Source organism: Streptomyces sp. NPDC008086 (assembly GCF_042957325.1).
GTDB lineage: Bacteria > Actinomycetota > Actinomycetes > Streptomycetales > Streptomycetaceae > Streptomyces.
The window spans coordinates 1-20,383 of sequence record NZ_JBIBIA010000014.1 but is presented as its reverse complement, the minus strand read 5'-3'; the positions used below and the strand labels follow the sequence as shown (position 1 = coordinate 20,383).

At 70.0% G+C, this 20,383-nt stretch carries 20 protein-coding genes and 1 pseudogene; 14 read left to right on the top strand and 7 right to left on the bottom strand.

Annotated features, from left to right (window positions below):
* Positions 1 to 76: 76 nt before the first annotated feature.
* From ACFZBP_RS37330 to pqqB, 3 genes and pseudogenes are all read left to right on the top strand, one after another.
* On the top strand, positions 77 to 478 hold the full coding sequence (locus tag ACFZBP_RS37330) for an SseB family protein (RefSeq protein ID WP_383458377.1): 402 nt from the start codon (positions 77 to 79) through the stop codon (positions 476 to 478).
* 1,043 nt (positions 479 to 1,521) lie between these two features.
* Positions 1,522 to 1,746, top strand: a complete 225-nt coding sequence (locus ACFZBP_RS37325) for a hypothetical protein (protein ID WP_383458380.1) — start codon at positions 1,522 to 1,524, stop codon at positions 1,744 to 1,746.
* A gap of 322 nt (positions 1,747 to 2,068) precedes the next feature.
* Positions 2,069 to 3,115: pseudogene (gene pqqB, locus ACFZBP_RS37320) on the top strand (pyrroloquinoline quinone biosynthesis protein PqqB).
* 42 nt (positions 3,116 to 3,157) lie between these two features.
* Here the strand turns inward: pqqB and ACFZBP_RS37315 are convergent.
* From ACFZBP_RS37315 to ACFZBP_RS37290, 6 genes are all read right to left on the bottom strand, one after another.
* The gene (locus ACFZBP_RS37315) at positions 3,158 to 3,547 is read right to left on the bottom strand and encodes a MarR family transcriptional regulator (RefSeq protein WP_391420153.1); all 390 of its coding nucleotides are present in this window, start codon (positions 3,545 to 3,547) and stop codon (positions 3,158 to 3,160) included.
* Positions 3,548 to 3,623: 76 nt separating this feature from the next.
* Positions 3,624 to 3,974: a VOC family protein gene (locus ACFZBP_RS37310; RefSeq protein WP_391420151.1), complete on the bottom strand. Its 351-nt coding sequence runs from the start codon at positions 3,972 to 3,974 to the stop codon at positions 3,624 to 3,626.
* A gap of 162 nt (positions 3,975 to 4,136) precedes the next feature.
* On the bottom strand, positions 4,137 to 5,168 hold the full coding sequence (locus ACFZBP_RS37305) for a LacI family DNA-binding transcriptional regulator (protein WP_383458394.1): 1,032 nt from the start codon (positions 5,166 to 5,168) through the stop codon (positions 4,137 to 4,139).
* Positions 5,165 to 6,073, bottom strand: a complete 909-nt coding sequence (locus tag ACFZBP_RS37300; protein ID WP_383458397.1) for a carbohydrate ABC transporter permease — start codon at positions 6,071 to 6,073, stop codon at positions 5,165 to 5,167. Before ACFZBP_RS37300 ends, ACFZBP_RS37305 begins: the two co-directional genes overlap by 4 nt.
* Positions 6,070 to 7,056: an ABC transporter permease subunit gene (locus ACFZBP_RS37295; protein WP_391420147.1), complete on the bottom strand. Its 987-nt coding sequence runs from the start codon at positions 7,054 to 7,056 to the stop codon at positions 6,070 to 6,072. Before ACFZBP_RS37295 ends, ACFZBP_RS37300 begins: the two co-directional genes overlap by 4 nt.
* On the bottom strand, positions 7,053 to 8,381 hold the full coding sequence (locus ACFZBP_RS37290) for a sugar ABC transporter substrate-binding protein (protein WP_391420145.1): 1,329 nt from the start codon (positions 8,379 to 8,381) through the stop codon (positions 7,053 to 7,055). The genes ACFZBP_RS37295 and ACFZBP_RS37290 overlap by 4 nt, the downstream gene beginning before the upstream one ends.
* A gap of 185 nt (positions 8,382 to 8,566) precedes the next feature.
* Here ACFZBP_RS37290 and ACFZBP_RS37285 point away from each other — a divergent pair, with 185 nt between their 5' ends.
* The 3 genes from ACFZBP_RS37285 to ACFZBP_RS37275 all read left to right on the top strand — a co-directional run bounded on the left by ACFZBP_RS37285 (position 8,567) and on the right by ACFZBP_RS37275 (position 12,783).
* Positions 8,567 to 10,588 (top strand): beta-galactosidase, encoded by a 2,022-nt coding sequence (locus ACFZBP_RS37285; RefSeq protein WP_391420143.1) that lies wholly within the window; start codon positions 8,567 to 8,569, stop codon positions 10,586 to 10,588.
* Between the two features lie 127 nt (positions 10,589 to 10,715).
* On the top strand, positions 10,716 to 12,284 hold the full coding sequence (locus ACFZBP_RS37280) for a glycosyl hydrolase 53 family protein (RefSeq protein ID WP_391420141.1): 1,569 nt from the start codon (positions 10,716 to 10,718) through the stop codon (positions 12,282 to 12,284).
* 211 nt (positions 12,285 to 12,495) lie between these two features.
* Positions 12,496 to 12,783 carry an ArsR family transcriptional regulator gene (locus ACFZBP_RS37275; protein ID WP_383458413.1) on the top strand — a complete coding sequence of 96 codons (288 nt, stop codon included), beginning with the start codon at positions 12,496 to 12,498 and terminating at the stop codon, positions 12,781 to 12,783.
* 34 nt (positions 12,784 to 12,817) lie between these two features.
* On the opposite strand, the gene ACFZBP_RS37270 is transcribed toward ACFZBP_RS37275, so the two are convergent.
* Positions 12,818 to 13,741 carry a ribonuclease BN gene (locus ACFZBP_RS37270; RefSeq protein WP_391420139.1) on the bottom strand — a complete coding sequence of 308 codons (924 nt, stop codon included), beginning with the start codon at positions 13,739 to 13,741 and terminating at the stop codon, positions 12,818 to 12,820.
* 221 nt (positions 13,742 to 13,962) lie between these two features.
* On the opposite strand from ACFZBP_RS37270, the gene ACFZBP_RS37265 reads away from it, so the two are divergent.
* The 8 genes from ACFZBP_RS37265 (at position 13,963) to ACFZBP_RS37230 (ending at position 20,161) form a co-directional block, all read left to right on the top strand.
* Positions 13,963 to 14,535 (top strand): SMP-30/gluconolactonase/LRE family protein, encoded by a 573-nt coding sequence (locus ACFZBP_RS37265; protein ID WP_391420137.1) that lies wholly within the window; start codon positions 13,963 to 13,965, stop codon positions 14,533 to 14,535.
* A gap of 76 nt (positions 14,536 to 14,611) precedes the next feature.
* Positions 14,612 to 15,073: a fluoride efflux transporter CrcB gene (gene crcB / locus ACFZBP_RS37260; RefSeq protein ID WP_391420135.1), complete on the top strand. Its 462-nt coding sequence runs from the start codon at positions 14,612 to 14,614 to the stop codon at positions 15,071 to 15,073.
* Positions 15,070 to 15,474: a DUF190 domain-containing protein gene (locus ACFZBP_RS37255; RefSeq protein ID WP_391420132.1), complete on the top strand. Its 405-nt coding sequence runs from the start codon at positions 15,070 to 15,072 to the stop codon at positions 15,472 to 15,474. The genes crcB (ACFZBP_RS37260) and ACFZBP_RS37255 overlap by 4 nt, the downstream gene beginning before the upstream one ends.
* Positions 15,471 to 15,845 carry a fluoride efflux transporter CrcB gene (gene crcB / locus ACFZBP_RS37250; protein ID WP_391420130.1) on the top strand — a complete coding sequence of 125 codons (375 nt, stop codon included), beginning with the start codon at positions 15,471 to 15,473 and terminating at the stop codon, positions 15,843 to 15,845. Before ACFZBP_RS37255 ends, crcB (ACFZBP_RS37250) begins: the two co-directional genes overlap by 4 nt.
* A 95-nt stretch (positions 15,846 to 15,940) precedes the next feature.
* Complete coding sequence (locus ACFZBP_RS37245) at positions 15,941 to 16,780, top strand: undecaprenyl-diphosphate phosphatase (RefSeq protein WP_383458435.1); 840 nt, start codon at positions 15,941 to 15,943, stop codon at positions 16,778 to 16,780.
* 198 nt (positions 16,781 to 16,978) lie between these two features.
* The gene (locus ACFZBP_RS37240) at positions 16,979 to 17,656 is read left to right on the top strand and encodes a FadR/GntR family transcriptional regulator (RefSeq protein ID WP_234761851.1); all 678 of its coding nucleotides are present in this window, start codon (positions 16,979 to 16,981) and stop codon (positions 17,654 to 17,656) included.
* Positions 17,653 to 19,092: an amino acid permease gene (locus tag ACFZBP_RS37235; RefSeq protein WP_383458438.1), complete on the top strand. Its 1,440-nt coding sequence runs from the start codon at positions 17,653 to 17,655 to the stop codon at positions 19,090 to 19,092. The genes ACFZBP_RS37240 and ACFZBP_RS37235 overlap by 4 nt, the downstream gene beginning before the upstream one ends.
* Positions 19,093 to 19,144: 52 nt before the next feature.
* Positions 19,145 to 20,161: an asparaginase gene (locus ACFZBP_RS37230; RefSeq protein WP_391420127.1), complete on the top strand. Its 1,017-nt coding sequence runs from the start codon at positions 19,145 to 19,147 to the stop codon at positions 20,159 to 20,161.
* Positions 20,162 to 20,383 lie beyond the last annotated feature (222 nt).

The following is a 20,383-nucleotide window of genomic DNA, read 5'->3' as shown; positions in this document are numbered from 1 at the left end:
CCGGCAACAGGAATGCCCTGCTCCGGATGGGGTACGTGAGCAGAACCGCCCGAACGCCGCTACCAGGGGATCTGCCATGGAGACACCAGCGAACGACAACACCGCCACACCGGCCCGGCGTGCGCTGGACGCGCTGGCCGACAACACCGAGGACATGGCGGCGATGGACACGCTCGCCAGCAGCGACGTCCTCGTCCCCGTGCCCGACGACGTCACCGAGCAGGACGCCACCGACCCCGGAGCCGTGGCGCTCCCGGTCATCGAACGCCCGGGCGGGGAACCGGTCGTCCCCGTGTTCACCTCCGAGCCCGCGATGGCCGAGCTGCTGCCCTTCGTCTCCCGCTACCGCCTGGTCCCGCTGGGCGCCCTCGCCTCACAGTGGCCGACCGACGACCTGGCGCTGACGATAGACGCCGGCTCCTCGCACCCGCTGACCCTGACGTCGGAGGGTGTGCGGACGCTGCTGGCCCGGCCCTAGGTGTACTGATCACGGGCCTTGCTGACACGGGCCCGGGCTTGATCGTGGCGAAGGCCTCCGTGTGGGGTGGAGGTTCGAATCTTCACCGCACGGAGGCCTTCGTGTCCCACCGCCATGCCCGGCTGACCGTTCACGGCGGGTGACTGCTGATCGAACGCGTCCGCTCCGGCCGTTCCGTCGCGCACGTCGTTACGGAGACCGGCATCTCCCGCCTCCGCGGGGCGGGGCTTCTTGGCCGCCTGCGGCATGGACCACCAGGCCCTGGCCTTCGGGCCGCGTGAACAACCCCGCGGCTCGATACACCCGCCCCGCCGAACCGGCGCCGAACTCCCGGCCCGCGCACATGACTTCAAGCCCACGCGGTGACTGAGTCACCCTTCTTTCCTGGTTCGGGGCGGCTCGATCCGCTCACCGCACACAGCGATCAGCCACCTGATGCCAGAGAAGGGTTGCATCGTGACGCGCGGTCGGTTCCACGGTGTTACGGAGCCACTTGGGCGCGGGCCTCGAAGATCATGGCCCAACATCGTGCTCCACCGGGCAGTTCCACAGACTGCCCGGCGTGCCGGAAGCCTACGGGGCCTTGATCACTCGCGCCGAAGCAGCGCCACCCCAAAGCAGCGCCACCCCAAAGCCGTTACGCGCTTTCGCCATCAAGTCGCCTTGCTGCATTGATGTCGGCTGTCCCGGTCTGACCTGATGCGGATGCTGGAGTCACCACGCGCGCCGGACGGAGGTGGGGCGATCAGGTTGTGCCAGTGCATCCTGAAGGAGCTCAAGGAGGCCGAGGCGACGGAGGTCGTCCGTGTCCCTCCCCGGGCGAGCACTCCGACCGGCGCAGGACTGGCGCAAAGGCCACCCCGGGAGGCCGCCGCCCACTCATGTCAGCGACCTGGACCTGAAGATCCTCAGCGAGCGAGCCGGTCGCTTCCCCTCCCCCTGTTCGATCCGTGCCGCAGGTCGAGCAAGCCGTGCACTGGGCGGCTCACCCGCTCGGACGTGCTCGGCGAGCAAGTGCACGCGAGGGTGTGCATGGTGAGTCCATGAACAACACACCTCACCCCAAGAAGTTCGTTTCCCGGATTCCGCGAGTACTCGCGGTAGGTGCCGCTGTGGGCATCGTCTGTGCGTCGGGGATGGCGACTGCCACGTCCGCCGTCGCGGCGACGCCCACCACCAGCAAGGCCGCCCCCGTCTACGGCGGTGATGGCGGGGAGCACTTCCAGTGCGGCAACGGTCTGCTGGCCCTCCTCAACTTCTGCAACTGACCGACTGGCCGTGGCAGTTTCTGCCCACAGACCGAGCAACCGCACATGGAAAGGAGCCACCCACTCCCGGGGCGCCCAGGAACAGAGGCAGGAACTCTCTCCCTGACCGCCCTGCCGGCCACCGTGGGAGCCTGCGCCCATTGCGTCGGCCGGGGAGCAGAACAAGCTCGGCGAACAGAGAACTCAATGGTCGCGACGACTGGCCTCGCGCTGCCATGAGGCAAGGCGTCCGATAGTGATCATGCACAAGAAGAGTGTTCCCGACCTGCAACGATGAGACCGGCCTGGGCCCAAGTCGTCGCATGAAGGGAGCACTCTTCGCATGAGGAAGAGTGTCCGGTCGTACCAGCGTGTCTCCGGTCGGCGGCGGCCGCGGCACAGGCGCTGGGGGACCCGCCACCGCCCCGGCCACCACCCGGCAAAGGTCGGCCGGAACTGCTCCCTGCCGCAGGTGGTTCGGCCGCACGGAGAGGGAAGATCCCACCGGGAGGCCGACGCGCGAGGGTGGGGGGTCGTTGTGAGGGTCGTCCTGCTCGGCACCGCCGCCGGAGGCGGTTTCCCCCGCTGGAACTGTGCCTGCCCGCGCTGCGCGGCCGCCCGTGACGGCAAGCTGCCCGCCCGGGCCCCGGAATGCGCGGCCGTCACCGGGAACTCCCGCGACTGGTGGCTGCTGAACGCCCCGCCGGACATCCGCGCCCAGCTCACCGCCGCCCCCGCGCTGTGGCCCCGCGCCCGGCGCACCCCGGTACGGGGCGTGCTGCTGACCGACGCCGAGCCCGATCATGTGGCGGGCCTGGCCGTGCTGCGGGAGACGCCGGGGCTGAAGACCTACGCCACCCCGCCGGTGCTCAGCGCCCTGACCCCGGCGCGGGTGGCCCTGCATCGCCATGCCCCGTGAGAGTGGGCGGACAGCCTGGCGGAGGGCGGGTTCGTGCTGGCCGGCGGGCTGGTCGTCACGGCCCACCCCGTGGCGGGCGAGGCGCCGGCGTACGTGCCACCCGGGGCGTCGGACGACCGCTGGGTGACGGCGTACCGGATCGAGGATCTGGCCACCGGCGGCGTCCTCGTGTACGCGCCCAGCCTGGGCGCCTGGACCCCGACGCTGGACGACCTGATCGAGACGGCGGACTGCGTGGTCCTGGACGGCACGCACTTCACCGCCGACGCGACGGCGCGGGACGGCCGCCATCTGCCCATCTCGGGGTCGGTCGGCAGCCTCGCCGCCCTGGCCGGGCACCCGCACGCCCGTCGGATCTACACCCACCTGGCCGACACGAACCCGCTGCTCGACCCCGCCTCGACGGCGGCCGTACGGGTGGCCGAGGAGGGTGTCGAAGTGCTGCCGGACGGGGCCGAGTTCGTTCTCTAGCCGGCCGGCCGACGTCGGCGCTCGGCTGCCGTGCCCCCGGCGTCAGCCGTTCAGCATCCGGGCCAGCACGGCGCGCTGGAGCGGCAGGACCTCCGCGTGCAGATCACGGCCTCTGCGGGTGAGGGCGACGTAGACACCGCGCCGGTCCTCCGCGCAGACGGAGCGCTCCACCAGGCCGTCCTTCTCCAGCCGTCCGATGAGCCGGGACAGGGCGCTCTGGCTGAGATGGACGCGTCCGACCAGGTTCTGTACCCGGCAATGCCCGCCCTCCTCGGGCGTCGCCGTCGCGAGGATGTCGAGCACCTCGAAGTCGCTCGCACCGAGCCCGTGCGGGTGCAGTACGCGGTCGATCTCCGTCATCGTGCGCGCGTGTACGGAGAGGATGTCCCGCCAGCGGTCCTCAAGTCCGGCATCGGCCGTCTTCACTGCCATACCGGCACGGTAGCACCGATTCAGCCATCTATTGACTGTGCAACTAGTGCGTGCGCAATCAGTCCGGCGCCTGCTCTCAGCCGGTCGGGTCCTGGAGCAGTCCCACGAGGTTGCCGTCGCCGTCCTTCACGGAGGCGATGAGCCTTCCGCCACCGACGTCGTGCACGTCCTGGAGCGTCTCGGCGCCCGCTTCCAGCAGAGCGGCGAGAGTCGTCCGGATGTCGTCGACGTGCCAGTAGGGGACCGGGCCGGTCATGCCCTTCGCGTGGCCGTTGGGGTCGAGGCCGACGTCCTGCCCGGCGTCCTTGAAGCCGACGTAGTACGGCTCGTCCGCATACGGATCCGTGCCCAGCAGGGCCCTGAACAGGGCCTTCGTCCGGTCGAGGTCCTTGACGGGGTAGATGATCGTGTTGATTCCGGCGGTCATGGCGTGCTCCTGACGTGAAGTGTGTGCCGACGGTTTTCGTCGGTGGTTTCACGCTAGGGCGGGGGAGCGGTGGCGGGCTTCTCGATTCCTGACCGGTCGCACCGCGAGGGCGCGCCCACGGCAGGATCGCCGTGGAGCGCGCCCTCGCGGCCGTACGCGCCGTTACGTCGACTCCCGCTTCACCAACTCCGTCGGCAGGATCACCGCAGCCGGGTCCTCACCGCCGATCTGCGCGAGCAGCAACCGCACCATCTCGGCGCTGATGCGGTCGTAGGGTTGGCGAACCGTCGTCAGGGCGGGCGTGGCCTCCGTCGCCGCGCTGGAGTCGTCGAAGCCGCCCACGGCCACGTCCTCGGGCACCCGGCGACCCGCCCGGTGCAGCGCGGTCAGGGCGCCCTGCGCCATCAGGTCGGAGGCCACGAACAGGGCGTCCATGTCCGGGGCCTGCGCGAGCAGCCGCTCGGTGCCCGCCTCGCCGCTGGCACGGCTGTAGTCGCCGGAGACGATGAGCCGCTCGTCGATCTCGACGCCCGCCTCGGTGAGGACCTCCTTGTAGCCGGCGAGGCGGTCGACACCGCCCGGAGTGTCCAGCGGACCGCTCACCACGCCGATCCGGCGCCGGCCCAGCGACAGCAGATGGCGCACCATGTCACGGGCGCCGTCCCGGTCGTCCGCGGCCACGTAACTCACCTTGGAGCCGAGCCCCATCGGCTTGCCGCACTGGACGAGCGGCACGCCCGCCGCGCGCAGTTCGTCGGCCACCGGGTCCCCGGAGTGGCTGGACACCAGCAGCACCCCGTCGACGTGACCTGCCGTGATGTACCGCGTGATGCGCCGCCGTTCGTCCCGCGTGCCCGCCAGCATCAGCAGCAGCGGGATGTCGTGCGCGGCGAGCGCCTGGGTGCAGCCGCTCAGCAGGACATTGAAGTTGGGGTCCTCGAAGAACCGCTCCTGCGGCTCGGTCAGCAGGAAGCCGATCGAGTCCGAACGCCCCGTGATCAGCGAGCGGGCATGCCGGTTGACGACGTAACCCGTCTTGCGGATCGCCGCGTTGACGGCCTCCTGGGCGGTCGGGCTGACGTAGTGCCCGCCGTTGAGCACCCGCGAGACCGTGCCCCGTGAGACCCCGGCCTCGCGCGCCACGTCGTGGATCGTCGGCGGCCTGCGTCGGCCCCCCGTGTTGCTCATGGTCATGACTTTACGGCCCCGGACAGCAGATCCAGACTCCAGAACCGCTGGACGACCAGGAACAGCAGGACCAGCGGGATGACCGCGAGGAACGCGCCGGTGATCACCAGCGTGTACAGCGCCGGAGTGTTGGCGCCCTGCTCGAGGAGCGTGAACAGGCCCAGCGTGATCGGGAACTTCTCGTCATCGCTGAGCATGATGTACGGCAGCAGGAAGTTGTTCCAGATCGCCACGAACTGGAACAGGAACACCGTCACCATGCCGGGCACCATCATCGGCAGCGCGACCCGCGAGAAGATCCGCCACTCGCCCGCCCCGTCCATCCGCCCGGCCTCCACCACGTCGGCGGGAACGGCGGCGGCCGCGTAGATCCGCGAGAGGTAGACGCCGTACGGCGAGAGGAGCTGCGGCAGCAGCACGCCCAGGTACGAGTCCGTCAGGTCCACCTTCGCCAGCAGCAGGTACTGCGGGATGGCGAGGATGACCGGCGGCATCAGCACACCCGCCAGCAGGACGTTGAAGAGCGTCTCGCGGCCGGGGAAGCGGTAGATCGCCAGCGCGTAGCCGCTGAACGCCGAGACGACCGTCGACAGCAGGGCGCCGAGACCGGCGTACAGGGCGGAGTTGCCCATCCACTCCCAGTACACGCCGTCGCGGTAGGCGCTCAGGTCCGAGAAGTTGTCGGCGAAGCCCGTGCCCGGCAGGAAGGTGAACGTGGAGAACAACTCGCTGCCGGACTTGGTCGCCGCGATCACCACCCATGCCACCGGGAGCAGGCAGTACATCGCGCCGAGCAGCAGCGTGACCGTCGGGACCAGTGCGATCCGGTGCCGCAGCGGAGGGCGGCTCTGTGCGATGCCGGGCTCGGTGCCGGCGGCCGTGTCGGCCTTGCCGACGACAAGGGAGCTCATCGCGCCCCTCCTTTACTGACGTCCCGCCTGTTCCGACGGTTCGCGGCCCGCAGGAAGCCGAAGGACAGCAGCAGCGTCGCCAGGGCGATGATCGTGGCCTGGGCGGCCGCCGCGTAGATGTCGCCCTTGCCGAAGGCGTCCTGGTACACCTTCATCAGCGGACTCCAGGTCGTGGACACGGAGTTGGTGAGCGGCTTCAGGGTGGTCGGCTCGTTGAACACCTGGAGCGTGGCGATGATCGAGAAGAAGAAGGTCAGCACCAGTGAGGGCGCCACCATCGGGATCTTGATCCGCAGCGCGATCTGCAGCGGCGTGGCGCCGTCCAGCTTGGCCGCCTCGTACACCTCGGCCGGGATCGCCTGGAGCGAGGTGTAGATGACGATCATGTTGAACCCGGTGCCGCCCCAGACCGCGATGTTGGAGAGGGCGAGGTACAGCGGCCCGCCGTCCAGCAGGTCCGGCTGCGGCAGACCCAGCCGCTCCAGCACGTAGTAGAACGGGCTGACGTCCGGCAGGTACAGGAAGCCCCACAGCAGCGCGGCCACCACGCCGGGGATGGCGTACGGCAGGAAGATCGCGAGCCGGGTGAACGGCGCGAGCCGCACCTTGTCGGAGTCGAGCATCAGGGCGAAGAGGAGGGCAAGCCCGAGCATCACCGGCACCACGATGCAGCCGTAGCCGAGGACGCGCAGCGCGCCGCCGACCAGTTCGCTGTCGCTCAGGGCGTCGGCGTAGTTCTCCAGGCCGGCCCAGACCTCCTTGCGGGCACCGGAACCGAGGCCGAGCCCGGAGACCTTCACCTTGTGGAAGCTGAGCCAGACCGCGTAGCCGATGGGCAGTGCGAAGAAGAGCAGGAAGAGGAGCGTCGCGGGGAGGAGGAAAAAATAGGGGGCGCTTCGCTCTCGTTTGAGGGTGGTGGTGGGAGACGGGTGGGCGTACGGGGCCCCCTTCACCCCGTACGCCCTCCGGCTGGTGCTGGTCACTCGGAGACCTCGAAGCCCTGCTTCTCGAGGTCGGCGACCGTGTCGTCCTGCATCGTCTTCAGCGCGGCGACGAAGTCCGACTTGTCCTTGGCGGCCCTGCCGAAGGCGTCCTTGAAGGTCGTGTAGGCGACGTTCACGTTCGGGCCCCAGGCCGACGGAGCCGTGGACTCGGCGATCTCGGCGGCCTTCGTGTAGAAGTCGGGCTGGTTGGAGAAGTAGTCCGGCGGCGTGGTGAAGGCGCCGCTGAGCTGGGCCGACGTGGAGGCCGGGTAGATGCCGCTCTCCTTGGCCAGCGCGTTGAGGGCGTCGCCGTCGGTGTTCAGCCAGGCGGCGAACCTGGCGGCGGCCGCCTTGTTCTTGGAGTCGGTGGTCACGGCGGTGGAGGAGCCGCCCCAGCTGCCGGTGACGTTCTCCGACTGCGACCACTGCGGCAGTGGGGCCATGGCCCACTTGCCCTTGGTGTCGGGCGCGGCCGTGGTCAGCGTGCCCGGCGCCCACACGGCGCTGACCCAGGCGATCTGCTTGCCCGTGTTGAGCGCCTTGTTCCAGGCCGGCGTGTACATCGGCTGGTCGTCGATGGCGCCCTCCTTGACCAGGTCGCCCCAGAACTTGGCGACCTTCTGCGAGGCGGCGTCGTCGATGCCGACCTTCCACTTGTCACCGGCGGTCGTCCACCACTTGGCGCCGGCCTGCTGGGCCAGACCCGCGAAGAGGCCGGAGTCGTTGGCGGAGAACGTGGTCAGGTCCGTGTCGGGGGACTTCTTCTTCAGCGCGCGGGCGGTCTCGGCGAACTGCTCCCAGGTGCTGGGGACCTTCAGGTCGTACTTCTTGAAGAGGTCCTGGCGGTAGTAGAACATCATCGGCCCGATGTCCTGCGGGACCGCGTAGACCGAGTCCGTGCCCAGCGTGGTCTGCTGCCAGACCCCCTCGGCGAACTTGCCCTTCGCGTCGCCGACCTCGTCGGCTATGTCGGCGACCGCGTCATTGCTGACCAGCGTCGGCAGCGCCTGGTACTCGGCCTGGACCAGGTCCGGGGCCTTGCCGGCCTTGTGCGCGGTGAGGATCTTGGTGACCAGCGTGTCGCCGGACGCCTGCTTCTTCACCGTGACCGTGATCTGGTCCTTCTTGCCCGGGCCCTTGTTCCACAGGTCGACGACCTTGTCCATGCCCGGGGTCCAAGTCCAGTACGTCAGCGAGACCGGACCCGACGAGTCCTCCCCGGCGTCTTCGGAGCCGCAGGCGGCGAGGGCGGTGGCGCCGAGGGCGGCGGCGACACAGGTGGCCGCAGTTCTGAGAACGAGTCGCCGACGCTTCGTGATGGGCATGGATCTCTCCCCTGACCTGGGGCCTCCGCCTGCTGCGAGGGCCCGCCATGCTTCTGTGAGCGTTCACAGTAGAGAAACATCCCGGCCACTTGTCAATGGTTATTGCTGTGCGGTTATGTTGGGATCGCACCGCCGATTCGCTGTGTGCACGTTCCCAAATGATCGAAACCAAACGGGAGAGATCCATGCCGGAGACCACGCCCAGGGGCCTCACGAGGCTCGCCTTCGGCGGGGACTACAACCCCGAGCAGTGGCCGGAAAGCGTCTGGCAGGAGGACGTCCGGCTGATGCGGGAGGCCGGCGTCACGATGGTGAGTGTCGGGATCTTCTCCTGGGCCCTGCTGGAGCCCTCACCCGGCGTATACGACTTCGGCTGGCTGGACCGCCTGTTCGACCTGCTGCACGGGAACGGCGTCCGCGTCGACCTGGGCACGCCCACCGTCTGCCCGCCGGTCTGGTTCTATCGCGCCCACCCCGAGGCGCTGCCCGTGACGGCTGAGGGCGTGCGCTACGAATTCGGCTCCCGCGCCGCCATCTGCCACAGCAACGCCGACTACCGCGCGGCCGCCGCGAGCATCACCACCCGGCTCGCCGAACGCTACGGCGACCACCCGGCGCTGGCGATGTGGCACGTGCACAACGAGTACGGCGTCCCCGTCTCCGCCTGCTACTGCGACTCCTGCGCCGCGCACTTCCGTCGCTGGCTGGCCGAGTCGCACGGAACGGTCGACGCGCTCAACGAGGCCTGGGGCACCGCCTTCTGGGGCCAGCGCTACACCGACTTCGAGCAGATCAACCCGCCGCGCGCGACCCCGACGGCCGTCAACCCGGCCCAGGCGCTGGACTACAAGCGGTTCGCCGACGCCACCATGCGCGAGAACTTCCGTATGGAGCGGGACATCCTGCACCGGCTCTCGCCGGGCGTCCCGGTCACGACCAACTTCATGACGGCCCTCAGCCAGTGCGACTCCGTCGACTACTGGGCCTGGGGCCGCGAGGTCGACCTCGTCACCAACGACCACTACCTGATCACCGACGGCCGCCGCACCCACGTCAACCTCGCGATGGCCGCCGACCTCACCCGCTCGGTCGCCGGGGGAGCGCCGTGGATCCTCCTGGAGCACTCCACCTCCGGCGTCAACTGGCAGGCCCGCAACCCCGCCAAGGCCCCCGGTCAGATGGCCCGCAACTCCCTCGCCCATGTGGCGCGCGGCTCCGAGGGCGCCATGTTCTTCCAGTGGCGGCAGTCCCGGCGCGGTGCCGAGAAGTTCCACTCGGCGATGCTCCCGCACGGCGGCACCGACACGCGCGTGTGGCGTGAGGTCGTCGAACTCGGGGCTGCCCTGGACTCGTTGAGCACGGTCCGCGGCACCCGTACCCGGGCGGACGTCGCGATGCTGTGGGACTGGCACTCCTGGTGGGCGCAGAACCTCGACTGGCGGCCCAGCGAGGACCATGACCCGCGCGAGCGCGCCGACGCCTTCTACGAGGTGCTCTACGACCGCCACCTCACGGTCGACTTCGCCCACCCGGAAGCCGACCTGTCGGCCTATCCCCTTGTCGTCGTGCCCGCGCTGTACCTGATGACGGAGGCGGCCGGCCGCAACCTGCGCCGGTACGTCGAGAACGGCGGCACCCTCGTCGTGTCGTACTTCTCCGGCATCGTCGACCAGCACGACGCCGTGCACGAGGGCGCCTACCCCGGCCCGCTGCGGGACGTCCTCGGTCTGACGGTCGAGGAGTTCGCGCCGCTGCTTCAGGACCAGCTGGTGCGGATCACCGGCCCGGACGGCTCCGAGCTCAGCGGCGACGTGTGGACCGAGTTCGTCGTCCCGCGCGGCGCCGAGACCGTCTGGACGTACGCCGACGGCCTCACCGCCGGACACCCGGCCGTCACCCGGCACCGCCTCGGCGAGGGCACCGCCTGGTACGTCTCCACCCGCCTCGGCACCGAGGGCCTCGACGCGCTGCTGGGTTGGGCGATCGAGGACGCGCAGGTCGCCCCGCGTGTCGACCTGCCCCGCGACGTCGAGGTCGTGCGCCGCGCCGGCGAGTCGGGCAGCCACCTGTTCGCCATCAACCACACCGCGTCCGACGTCAAGGTGCCGCTGGAGTCGCCCGGCACCGAACTGCTGACCGGTGAACGCGCCGCGGGCCGTATCGAGGTTCCCGCGGGAGCCGTCCGGGTCGTCCGACTCGACGGCTGAGCCGACTCCTCTCCGCCCGCGCGTGCCACGAGCCGCGGGCGGAGGGGCTCCTCACCGCGGTGGTTCCGCGACACGGCGGCGAGGGACACCCCCAACCCCACTCACGTCGAAGGGACGACGGACGACGATGTTCCATCCCAGACGCACCCTCCGAGCCCTGCTGCTGCCGCTCGCAGCCGGACTCGCCCTGACCGCCCTGCCCGCGCAGACCGCCTCGGCGGCGAGCACGCTGACCAACGGCGGTTTCGAGTCCGACGGCACCGGCACCGCGACCCCGGCGGGCTGGTCCACGTACTCGGCGGCCGGGCAGAACTCCGCCTCGTTCACCGAGGCCGGCGGCCACGGCGGAAGCTACCGCCTGACCCACTACGCGTCCTCGGCCTACAAGGTGGAGACGTACCAGTACCTGTCCGGGCTGACCAACGGCAACTACAGGCTCACCGCCTGGGTCCGCTCCGGTGGCGGCCAGAACTCGGCGTACATAGCCCTGAAGAACTGCGGTGGCGCCGAGCAGCGCACCGACCTTCCGGTCTCGGCGAGCGGCTGGATCCATATCGTCGTGCCGGTCAACGTGACCAACAACCAGTGCACGATCAGCGTCAACAGTGACGCGAACGCCGGCAACTGGATCAATGTCGACGACCTGACGTTCGCGTCCGGCACGGGCGGCACGTCCATCCACGGCGCCGACATCTCGTCCCTCGCCAAGAGCGAGGCCAGGGGCGGCGTCTACAAGAACAGCTCCGGCGCGACCGGTGACGCGGTCACCATCCTGAAGAACGCCGGCATGAACTACGCGCGTCTGAAGGTCTGGGTCGATCCGGCCGACGGCTACAACAACAAGACGCGCGTCCTCGCCATGGCCAAGCGGATCAAGGCGGCCGGCATGAAGCTGCTGGTCGACTTCCACTACTCGGACATCTGGGCCGACCCGGGCGCCCAGAGCAAGCCGGCCGCCTGGGCGGGCCACTCGTACAGTCAACTCAGGACCGACGTGTACAACCACACGTACGACGTGTTGAACGCGTTGAAGGCTCAAGGCGCCACCGCCGACATGGTCCAGGTGGGCAATGAGATCAACGGCGGCATGCTGTGGAACGAGGGTTCCACGAGCAACTGGTCGCAGCTCGCCGGTCTGCTCAACTCGGGCTACGACGCCGTCAAGGCCGTCAACTCCTCCACCACGGTCGCCCTGCACCTCGCCAAGGGCGGTGACCTGTCGGGCACCCGCTGGTGGTTCGACAGCGCGGTCTCCAACGGCGTGAAGTTCGACGCGATCGGCCTGTCGTACTACGGCTACTGGCACGGCTCGCTCTACGACTTCCAGACCACCCTGGACGACGCGGCCTCCCGCTACGGCAAGCCGGTCTTCGTCGCCGAGACGGCGTACCCGTTCCGGCTGGACAGCGAGGACTCGCACGAGGAGATCATCAACACCACGGGTGAGCTGGTCTCCGGCTATCCGGCGAACACGGCCGGACAGCGCCGCTGGATGAACGACGTGACGAGCATCGTGGAGGCGGTCCCGAACGGCCGCGGGCTCGGTGTCTTCTACTGGGAGGCGACCTGGACCGCCGTCTCCGGCAACGGCTGGGACCCGACCGACGCCGCCTCCGGCAACGGCTGGGAGAACCAGGCGCTGTTCGGCTACGACGACAAGGCGCTCTCGTCGATGGCGTGGTTCAGCCACCGGTGAGTCCGTCGAGCCGGTCGGATCCGTCGAGTCGGTGAACGAGAGGCCCGCTCGCGCGCCTGCGACCGGGCCTCTCCGCCTCCGGGCCGAACAGCCCCATGCTGTACGGCCGTTGGGTACCGGACAAGGCTCGAAGAGTCCCGGACAGGGCGGCGTCGGCTGCGGGACAGTGGAAAGACGCGTCACGACGCGGCCCGACGAAGGGGGGGACGACATGCTGAGGACTCCCGCCGGCACAGCCCGCCTGGACATCCTGGAATGGCTGAAGGACCCGGTCGCGCACTTCCCCAGGCAGCGGCACGGCGATCCGGTCGAGGACGGCGTCAGCGCGTCCGCCGTGGCCGCGAAGCTCGGCGTGCCGCGCAAGGTCGCCGAGACCCACCTCGGCCTCCTGGTCGACCTCGGCCTGCTGCGCACCAGGCGGATCCGGCGACGGCTGTACTACCGCCGCGACGACATGCGGATCGCCGAGGTAGCCCGAGTCTTCGAGAAGGGCTGGTAGCAGCGCTGCCCGGCCCGTGTGCCGCAGGGCTCCGCTACTCGGACACACCGGGCTGCGCATGGTCCGCGGAAGCGCTCGACGACCCTGGCCCGCGGTGCCCCCGCCCGCGATGCCCTCGCCCGCGGTGCCCCCGCCCCGGGGCCGCGCGGTCCGCGTCCCCGCCGTCCGTGCGGTCCCGCTCGTCGACGTCCCCGAACCGCTCGCACAGCAGCCGGCCCACCAGCGCGCCGCCGTAGACCACGAACCCCACCCCGACCAGCCAGGACTCCACCACCAGGACCGTCCCGACGGGCCCGTAGCTGATCGCGTTGGTGACGAGCAGCGGGGTGAACACCAGGTACGAGAACCAGCGCAGCCCGACCAGCCCCGCCATGGTGGCGACCGCACCGGGCAGAAGATGCCGCCAGCGCACCTCGCAGAGCAGGAAGTGCGGTCCCCACCAGAAGAACAGCACGCCGACCGCCGTGCTCAACAGGATGCGCGGGGTGCCGTGCAGCAGGGTCCGGGTCTGCACCTGCGCATACACATATGCCATGAGCATGATCAGCCAGACGGTCTGCCGCCACACGCGGTGCCAGGGTCCGGCGGGCAGCCGCCAGATCCGTTCGTAGCCGTTCTGGACGCTGGCGGCGAAGGCCACGCCGAACACCGCGAGCAGGGCAACGCTCAGCGCACTGGTCGTGCTGAGCACCTTGCGCGGCGGGGTGAAGACCTGCGACAGGGCGTGCGCCGACCTTCCGGACAGGTCCATGCCGTCCACCAGCCACAGGGCGAACCCGCCGCGCCCGAGGGGATCGACGGCCGCCACCACGATCAGCAGCGGAGCCAGCGTGACCAGGGACAGCGCGGCGAAGCCCATGGCACGGTGCAGCAACTCCAGCTCCTTGCCACGCCGGTAGAGCTCCGCGAGCCCCAGCCAGTGCCATGCCGTGTGTGGCCAGGAGTGCCGGAGGTTCAACGCGACCGCCGCGGGTCACGGGCCCCTCCACCGGGGCGGCGGTCCGCACACCACCGGGGCGGACGTGGCATACGACCACCCTCTCTCGCCTGCCGCGCGTGTCTGACCGAGTGGCCAGGAGATGTTCTTCATAAACCGTGACATATCGCCCGCGGACCCGGGGTGGATGACACGGCACGGTCCGGGTACCCGGGCGCGCGTCGCCGTGACGTGCGCACTGCGTGGCTGGCAGGACCGGCTTGTCGCGCCACCGAAGGAGAGGCCTTTCGCTCCTGCGCCTCGCCCCCGGCAGCGACACCCCCGAAGTCCTCCTGGACGGCCTCCAGTTCGCCAACGGCCTCGCCCTGAGCGCCGACGGCTCCTTCCTGGTCGTCGCCGAGACGAGCGAGTGCCGCCTCACCCGCTATTGGCTCACCGGCCCTCGCGCCGGCCGGAGCGAGCCCTTCGTCGAGAACCTGCCGGGCATGCCGGACACCCTCTGGCGCGGCGCCCCGGACGGCCCGGTCTGGGTGGCCCTGGCCGGGCCGCGCGTCCCCCCGCTGGACCTCCTGCACCGCGCCGCCCCCGCCGTACGCCGCACCGCCGCACGCGTCGCCGTACGCGCCCCCTTCCGCCCCCCGGGCACGATCGGCGTCCTCGCGGTCGACGACACAGGTCAGGTCGTGCACCACCTGGTCCGCCGGCACTCCCGCTTCCGGATGGTCACCAGCGTGTGCGAGACCGGCGGCCGGCTGGTCCTGGGCAGCCTGTGGGAGCGGGGCGTCGCGGTGTGCGAGGCACCCGCGGGTAAGTGAGCCCGGCGTACGCTGTTGACCGGCCGCGATCACCACGCCAGGTGCGGTGAGGCGGCCAGGCAGGAGACGTACGACCATGACAGCCCCGGACACCGAGAGCCTGCGCGCCCCCGTCCGCGCGCCAAGGCGACCCGCGTGGCGGGCCCAGGCGCCCGTCGTCGCGGTCGTCGCGCTCGGCGGGGCGATCGGCGCCACCGCCCGGTACGCGGCGTCCCTGTGGTGGCCGGCCGGACCCGGTGGCTTCCCCTGGGCCACGTTCGGGATCAATGTCGTGGGCTGCGCCGTGATCGGCGTGTTCATGGTGCTCATCACCGAGGTGTGGGCGGCACACCGTCTCGTCCGCCCCTTCTTCGGCACCGGCGTCCTCGGCGGCTTCACCACCTTCTCCACGTACGCCGTCGACATCCAGCGGCAGCTGGACGCCGGCCACCCGCGCGCGGGCCTGGCCTACCTCGCCGCCACCCTCGTCGCGGCGCTCACGGCCGTCTGGCTCGCGGCGACGGCCACCCGCCGCATCCTGAGAGCGAGGCAGCCATGACCAGGCTGACCGGCAGGGCACTGCGCCTGACCGTCTTCGTCGGCGAGCACGACACCCTGCACCACAAGCCCCTGTACGCGGAGATCGTGCACCGCGCCCACGCCGCCGGACTCGCGGGGGCGAGCGTCTTCCGTGGGATCGAGGGCTTCGGCGCCTCCTCCCTGATCCACACCTCACGGCTGCTGTCCCTGAGCGAGGACCTGCCGGTCGCGATCGTGATCGTCGACACCGAGGAACGCGTACGGGCCTTCCTGCCCCAGCTCGACGAACTCGTCACCGAGGGACTCGTCACCCTCGACGACTGCGAGGTCATCCGGTACATCGGCCGCGGCGACACCCCGCCCGAACCGCCCGAACCGGACGGCGGAGGTAAGAACACGGAAGGTAAGAAGGCGCGGTGAACTGGCTCCTGGTGATCGCGGGCGCCGTGGTCGGCGCGCCCCTGCGCTATCTCACCGACCGCGCGGTGCAGTCCCGGCACGACTCGGTGTTCCCCTGGGGCACCTTCCTGGTCAACGTCAGCGGCTGTCTGATTCTCGGCCTGATCACCGGCGCGGCGGCCCAGGGCGCGGCGAGCTCCCACCTCCAGCTGCTGCTCGGCACCGGCCTGTGCGGCGCCCTGACCACGTACTCGACCTTCTCCTACGAGACCCTCCGGCTGGCCGAGACGGGCGCCGGGCTCTACGCCGTCGCCAACATCGCGGGGAGTGTGACCGCCGGCCTCGGCGCGGCGTTCGTGGGGGTGTCCCTCGCCCAGGCGGTGTGGTCCTAGGCCGCCGCGTGGCGCTGTCGGCGCGGGGATCACACCCGCACCTGGTAGGACAGTGCGCGCCACTGTCCCGCCGACCCCCCCCGGAACTGGATCCCATGAGCGTCATCAGCGTCGGTCAGGCCGTCGTCCTCGGAGCCGTCGAGGGGGTGACCGAGTTCCTGCCGGTGTCCTCGACCGGACATCTGAAGATCGCCGAGGGGCTCATGGACATCCCCGTCGACGACGACGCGGTCGTCGGGTTCTCGGCCGTCATCCAGGTCGGCGCGATCGCCGCCGTGCTCGTGTACTTCTTCAAGGACATCGTGCGGATCGTCTCCGCGTGGGTGCGCGGGCTGCGGGACAAGGAGGAGCGGTACCACCATGACTACAAGTTCGCCTGGTGGGTGATCTACGCGACGATCCCGATCATCGCCGTCGGCCTGGCCGCCCAGCCGCTGATCAAGGGGCCGCTCGCCTCGCTGTGGGTCGTCGCGGGTTCGCTGATCGTCGGCAGCGGGGTGATGTGGGCGGCGGACCAGATGGGCCGGCACAAGCGCGGGGAGGACGACACCTCCTTCAAGGACGCGATGCTCGTCGGCAGCTCCCAGATCCTCGCCCTGCTCTTCCCCGGCTTCTCGCGCTCCGGCGCCACCATGTCCACGGCGCTGATGCTCGACCTGGACCGGGTGGCGGCCACCCGCCTGTCCTTCTTCCTCGGCATCCCGGCCCTCACCGGCGCCGGCATCTACGAGCTGAAGGACGCCCTCGGCACGACCGGCACGGGCGCGCTGCCGCTGGCCGTCGGAACCGCCGTCTCCTTCGTCGTCGCCTACGCCTCCATCGCCTGGCTGCTGAAGTTCGTCGCCAAGCACTCCTTCAACGCGTTCGTGATCTACCGGATCGTGGTCGGGCTCCTGCTGTTCGGGCTGCTGGCGACGGGCGTGATCAACAGCTGACCCGCGACTGACGGACAACCTGCGACCGCCCGGGCCCCGGCCGGGTGTGAAGTCTGTGAAGTCGGATTTCAGGCGTCACACCCGGTGAATCTTTCCTTCCGGCTCCCTTGACACCACCCTCGGCTCACCCGGAGTATCACTCCCGTGAACCTGTCAGACAGCCGGACAGCCGGACAGCCCCCGCGACGCGTCAGCGCCATGGAAGCGGTCCTGGCACACCTCCGTAGCGCCATCGAGCGCGGCGAGTACGCCATCGGCGACAAGCTGCCCTCCGAGGCGGAGCTCTGCCGCACCCTGGAGATCAGCCGTCCCGTCCTGCGCGAGGCCCTGCGGGCCCTGCAGACCATGGGCCTGACCGTCTCCAAGACCGGCAAGGGCACCTTCGTCGTCGCCAACGCCGTCGAGGACCCCACCTTCGGCGACTACGCGGCCAGCGATCTGCTGGAGGTCCGCCGGCACGTCGAGATCCCGGTCGCCGGGTACGCGGCCCTGCGCCGCACCCCGGAGAACCTCGACCACCTGGCCCATCTGCTCGACCGGATGGAACGGGAGACGGACACCACCGCATGGGTCGCGATGGACACCCTCTTCCACCTGGCCGTGGCCGAGGCCGCCCAGAACCCGGTGTTCCGCCGGGTCATCGAGGAGATCCGCGACGCACTGGCGCGTCAGTCGGCCTTCCTCAACGAACTGGGCGGCCGCCGCGAACAGTCCAACCGCGAGCACCGGGCCATCGTCGAGGCGCTGATCGACGGTTCCGAACTCGACGCGACCGACGCCATGGCCCACCACCTGGACCGCGTCGAGACCACCCTCACCGACATCGTGCGCCCCGCGCGCACGGACAGCACCACGGAAGGCGGACCCGAGGCGTGAGCGAGCAGCACCTCAAAGAAGAGACGCGCCCCCAGTCCGGTCACGTAGACGCCGGAGACCTCGGCTACAGCAAGTCGCTGAAGTCCCGGCACGTCAACATGATCGCCATCGGCGGAGCCATCGGCACCGGCCTGTTCCTCGGCGCGGGCGGCCGGCTCGCCGACGCCGGACCCTCCCTGTTCATCGCCTACGCGGTCTGCGGAATCTTCGCCTTCCTCGTCGTGCGCGCCCTCGGCGAACTCGTCCTGTACCGCCCGTCCTCCGGCGCCTTCGTGTCCTACGCCCGGGAGTTCATGGGTGAGAAAGGCGCGTACACCGCGGGCTGGATGTACTTCCTCAACTGGGCCACCACCGGCATCGCCGACATCACCGCGGTGGCGACGTACACGCACTACTGGGGCATGTTCTCCGACATCCCGCAGTGGGTGATCGCGCTGATAGCCCTCGCGGTCGTCCTCACCGTCAACCTGATCTCCGTGAAGATCTTCGGCGAGCTGGAGTTCTGGTTCGCGATCATCAAGGTCGGCGCGCTCGTCGTCTTCATGTGCATCGGCATCTTCCTGCTGGTCACGCAGCACCCGGTCGACGGCACGACCCCCGGCCCGTCCCTGATCACCGACCACGGCGGCCTCTTCCCCAACGGCCTGCTGCCCATGCTGCTGATCGTCCAGGGCGTCGTCTTCGCCTACGCCTCCGTCGAGCTGGTCGGCGTCGCGGCGGGTGAGACCGAGAACCCCGAGAAGATCATGCCGAAGGCGATCAACTCGATCATGTGGCGCGTGGGCCTCTTCTACGTCGGCTCGGTCCTCCTGCTCTCGATGCTGCTGCCCTGGTCGTCGTACAAGGCCGGTGAGAGCCCCTTTGTCACCGTGCTGTCCAACATCGGCATCCCGGCGGCCGGCGGCGTGATGAACCTGGTCGTGATGACCGCGGCCATGTCCTCGCTCAACTCCGGTCTGTACTCCACCGGCCGCATCCTGCGCTCCATGGCGATGTCCGGCTCCGCCCCGAAGTTCACCTCGGTGATGAGTCGCAGCCAGGTCCCGTACGGCGGCATCCTGCTGACCAGCGGCATCTGTGTCCTCGGCGTCGGACTCAACTTCGTCGTCCCGGCCGACGCGTTCGAGATCGTGTTGAACTTCGCCGCGATCGGCATCCTCGCCACCTGGGGCATGATCATGATCTGTCACCTGCTCTTCTGGCAGAAGACCCAGAAGGGCGAACTCGACCGGCCCGGCTACCGACTGCCGGGCTCCCCCTGGACCGAACTCGTGACGCTGGCGTTCCTCGCCTCCGTCCTGGTCCTCATGTACGCCGACGGAGGCGCCGGCCGCACCACCGTGCTGTGCCTGCCGCTGATCGTCGCGGCGCTGGTCGCGGGCTGGTACGGCATTCGCCGCCGTGTCGCGCGCACCGCGAGCAAGGCCGACGCGTGACACCCGTGTCGGTCGACGACCCCTCATCGACCACTCACCACACCAGGCAGTGATGTACACCAGCTCCATGGCGGACGCACCCCTTGTCCGCGAACCTCTCCACGCCCCCGTCGCCCACCTCATACGCGGCGGAATGATCGAAGGCATCCACTACGGCTCCGTCGTCGTCCTCGGCGTCGACGGCGAGGTCCAGTTCCAGCTCGGTGACATCGAGGCCGCCTTCTACCCGCGCTCCGCGCTCAAGCCCGTCCAGGCCGTCGCCATGGCGCGGGCCGGGCTCCCGCTCGACGGTGAGCTGCTCTCGCTCACCGCGGCGAGCCACTCCGGCGAGGAACGCCACCTCGCCGGCACCCGGCGCATCCTCGCACTCGCCGGACTCACCGAGGACCACCTGCGCAACGTCCCGGACATGCCGTACGACCCAGCCGTCCGGGACGCCTGGATCCGGGAGGGTCGCCTGCCCTCCCGGCTCGCGCAGAACTGCTCCGGCAAGCACGCCGCCATGCTGTACACCTGCGCGCTCAACGGCTGGTCCCTGGACGACTACCTCGACCCCGGGCACCCCCTGCAGCAGGCCATCGCGGAGATCGTCGAGGACCTGACCGGTCAGCGGATCGCCCAGGTGACCGTCGACGGTTGCGGGGCCCCGCTGTTCTCCGTCTCGCTGCACGGGCTCGCGCGCGCCGCGGCTCGTATCACCGCCGCGGCGCCGGGTACGCCCGAGGCTCGGGTCGCGGACGCGATGCGGGAGCACGCGGAGATGGCCTCCGGCAGCGGGCGGGACGTCGCGGCGTTGATGCGGGCCGTGCCGGGGCTGGTCGCCAAGGACGGGTTCGAGGGCGTTCAGGTCGCCGCGTTGCCCGACGGCCGTGCCGTCGCCGTGAAGATCGCCGACGGGGCGAACCGGGCGCGGGTGCCGGTCGCCGCGGCGGCGCTCGCGTGGGCCGGGGTTGATCCTGAGCTGCTCACCGAGTTCCGGGGGGAGGCGCTTCTCGGGGGCGGCCAGGCGGTCGGGTGTGTGCGGCCCGTTCGTTCGCTGGAGCCGGTTGTGGTTTCTGCTTGCGCCTAAGGATGTGCCGGACTTCCAGTACGGCGGCTGCGGCCTGTTTGTGGCCTGTCGCGCAGTTCCCCGCGCCCCTGGAGGGGCGCTACACCTCACCCTCTCAGAAAGAAGAACCGTTCCCTCATGAACGTCGTCACCCGCACTGAGCATGATCTGCTGGGCGATCGGGAGGTCCCCGCCGATGCGTACTGGGGTGTTCACACCCTGCGGGCCGCGGAGAACTTCCCG

Excerpts from the sequence above, each read along its gene's own strand:
- ACFZBP_RS37315 (WP_391420153.1), bottom strand. The coding sequence starts at position 3,547 with ATGGCAGTGAAGACGGCCGATGCCGGACTTGAGGACCGCTGGCGGGAC.
- ACFZBP_RS37240 (WP_234761851.1), top strand. The coding sequence starts at position 16,979 with ATGGAAGCGGTCCTGGCACACCTCCGTAGCGCCATCGAGCGCGGCGAG.
- crcB (WP_391420135.1), top strand. The coding sequence starts at position 14,612 with ATGACAGCCCCGGACACCGAGAGCCTGCGCGCCCCCGTCCGCGCGCCA.
- ACFZBP_RS37325 (WP_383458380.1), top strand. The coding sequence starts at position 1,522 with ATGAACAACACACCTCACCCCAAGAAGTTCGTTTCCCGGATTCCGCGA.
- ACFZBP_RS37285 (WP_391420143.1), top strand. The coding sequence starts at position 8,567 with ATGCCGGAGACCACGCCCAGGGGCCTCACGAGGCTCGCCTTCGGCGGG.
- ACFZBP_RS37275 (WP_383458413.1), top strand. The coding sequence starts at position 12,496 with ATGCTGAGGACTCCCGCCGGCACAGCCCGCCTGGACATCCTGGAATGG.
- ACFZBP_RS37280 (WP_391420141.1), top strand. The coding sequence starts at position 10,716 with ATGTTCCATCCCAGACGCACCCTCCGAGCCCTGCTGCTGCCGCTCGCA.
- ACFZBP_RS37245 (WP_383458435.1), top strand. The coding sequence starts at position 15,941 with ATGAGCGTCATCAGCGTCGGTCAGGCCGTCGTCCTCGGAGCCGTCGAG.
- ACFZBP_RS37305 (WP_383458394.1), bottom strand. The coding sequence starts at position 5,168 with ATGACCATGAGCAACACGGGGGGCCGACGCAGGCCGCCGACGATCCAC.
- ACFZBP_RS37255 (WP_391420132.1), top strand. The coding sequence starts at position 15,070 with ATGACCAGGCTGACCGGCAGGGCACTGCGCCTGACCGTCTTCGTCGGC.
- ACFZBP_RS37230 (WP_391420127.1), top strand. The coding sequence starts at position 19,145 with ATGTACACCAGCTCCATGGCGGACGCACCCCTTGTCCGCGAACCTCTC.
- ACFZBP_RS37310 (WP_391420151.1), bottom strand. The coding sequence starts at position 3,974 with ATGACCGCCGGAATCAACACGATCATCTACCCCGTCAAGGACCTCGAC.
- ACFZBP_RS37330 (WP_383458377.1), top strand. The coding sequence starts at position 77 with ATGGAGACACCAGCGAACGACAACACCGCCACACCGGCCCGGCGTGCG.
- ACFZBP_RS37300 (WP_383458397.1), bottom strand. The coding sequence starts at position 6,073 with ATGAGCTCCCTTGTCGTCGGCAAGGCCGACACGGCCGCCGGCACCGAG.
- ACFZBP_RS37290 (WP_391420145.1), bottom strand. The coding sequence starts at position 8,381 with ATGCCCATCACGAAGCGTCGGCGACTCGTTCTCAGAACTGCGGCCACC.